The sequence below is a fragment of the Homoserinimonas sedimenticola genome, from assembly GCF_026094475.1.
Classification (GTDB): Bacteria; Actinomycetota; Actinomycetes; order Actinomycetales; family Microbacteriaceae; genus Homoserinimonas; species Homoserinimonas sedimenticola.
Window position 1 is genome coordinate 1,792 of sequence record NZ_JAPELL010000003.1, and the last position, 2,202, is coordinate 3,993.

At 54.5% G+C, this 2,202-nt stretch carries 2 rRNA genes (both cut by a window edge); both read left to right on the forward strand.

Annotated elements, in window-relative coordinates:
• Positions 1–30, forward strand: a 16S ribosomal RNA gene (locus tag OH146_RS13585); it begins 1,530 nt to the left of the window's first position.
• A gap of 211 nt (positions 31–241) precedes the next feature.
• Positions 242–2,202: ribosomal RNA gene (locus OH146_RS13590) — 23S ribosomal RNA — on the forward strand; it runs 1,255 nt beyond the window's last position.
• The 16S and 23S rRNA genes sit together here, the layout of an rRNA operon.

The window sequence follows — 2,202 nt, forward strand, 5'->3', positions numbered from 1 at the left end:
CCGGGTGACCGGGGTTGGACGAACTCCTCTGGACCCCTGTCGGACACACGGATTGTGTGGATGAGGGGGTACCGCCCGTATTTTGAGAACTACACAGTGGACGCGAGCATCTTAGACACTCGCGCAGAAACCTTCGGGGAGAGCTTTCGGGCTTGAGCTGGGGTGGAGCGCGGAGATGTCTTCAATAGAAAAGTGACGCGTTGTGAATGCAACGCGCTGCTGTTCTTTGTGTAATTTTTGTCATCAAGTTTCTAAGTGCAAACGGTGAATGCCTTGGCTTCTGGAGCCGAAGAAGGACGTAGAAATCTGCGATAAGCCTCGGGGAGTTGATAATCGAACTTTGATCCGAGGATTTCCGAATGGGGAAACCCCGCCAGGCGTAGCAATACGACCTGGTGACTCCCGCCTGAATATATAGGGCGGGTAGAGGGAACGTGGGGAAGTGAAACATCTCAGTACCCACAGGAAGAGAAAACAACAGTGATTCCGTCAGTAGTGGCGAGCGAAATCGGAATAGGCCAAACCGATCATGTGTGATAGCCGGCAGGCGTTGCATGGTCGGGGTTGTGGGACTTCCAGGTACTTCTGCCGAAGTACACATCGACGTGCGCGATATAGATGAACGATCTTGAAAGGTCGACCATAGAGGGTGCCAGTCCCGTAATCGAAATGTCGCGCCGGGGTGGGAAGTATCCCAAGTAGCACGGGGCCCGAGAAATCCCGTGTGAATCTGTCAGGACCACCTGATAAGCCTAAATACTCCCAGAAGACCGATAGCGGACAAGTACCGTGAGGGAAAGGTGAAAAGTACCCCGGGAGGGGAGTGAAATAGTACCTGAAACCGTTTGCATACAAACCGTTGGAGCCTCCTTAGTAGGGGTGACAGCGTGCCTTTTGAAGAATGAGCCTGCGAGTTAGCGATATGTGGCGAGGTTAACCCGTGTGGGGTAGCCGTAGCGAAAGCGAGTCTGAATAGGGCGAGTCAGTCGCATGTCCTAGACCCGAAGCGAAGTGATCTATCCATGGCCAGGTTGAAGCGACGGTAAGACGTCGTGGAGGACCGAACCCACTTAGGTTGAAAACTGAGGGGATGAGCTGTGGATAGGGGTGAAAGGCCAATCAAACTTCGTGATAGCTGGTTCTCTCCGAAATGCATTTAGGTGCAGCGTTGCGTGTTTCTTGCCGGAGGTAGAGCTACTGGATGGCCGATGGGCCCCAAAAGGTTACTGACGTCAGCCAAACTCCGAATGCCGGTAAGTGAGAGCGCAGCAGTGAGACGGTGGGGGATAAGCTTCATCGTCGAGAGGGAAACAACCCAGACTACCAACTAAGGTCCCCAAGCGTGTGCTAAGTGGAAAAGGATGTGGAGTTGCAGAGACAACCAGGAGGTTGGCTTAGAAGCAGCCACCCTTGAAAGAGTGCGTAATAGCTCACTGGTCAAGTGATTCCGCGCCGACAATGTAACGGGGCTCAAGCACACCACCGAAGTTGTAGATTTCGTCCTTTAGGTAAGCCTTCGTGGTTCAGCCGGACGGAGTGGTAGGAGAGCGTCGTGTGGGCAGTGAAGCGGCGGTGGAAACCAGCCGTGGAGCCTACACGAGTGAGAATGCAGGCATGAGTAGCGAAAGACGGGTGAGAAACCCGTCCGCCGAATGAACAAGGGTTCCAGGGCCAGGTTAATCCGCCCTGGGTAAGTCGGGACCTAAGGCGAGGCCGACAGGCGTAGTCGATGGACAACGGGTTGATATTCCCGTACCGGCGAAAAACCGCCCAAGCCAATCCAGTGGTGCTAAGAGTCCTAACCCGCATGACGGATCCCTTCGGGGTGAAGGATGCGGTCTAACGCTCGACCCCATGCTGGTGCGGCTAGCGTATTAACAGGTGTGACGCAGGAAGGTAGCTGAGCCGGGCGATGGTTGTCCCGGTCTAAGGATGTAGGGCGAGAGATAGGCAAATCCGTCTCTCACTAAGCCTGAGACCCGATGGGTAGCCCGAATGGGCGAAATCAGTGATCCTATGCTGCCAAGAAAAGCATCGACGCGAGGTTTTAGCCGCCCGTACCCCAAACCGACTCAGGTGTTCAGGTAGAGAATACTAAGGCGATCGAGAGAATCGTGGTTAAGGAACTCGGCAAAATGCCCCCGTAACTTCGGGAGAAGGGGGGCCTGAGGCGTATTAGGACTTAGCTCCGAAAGCGTTTGA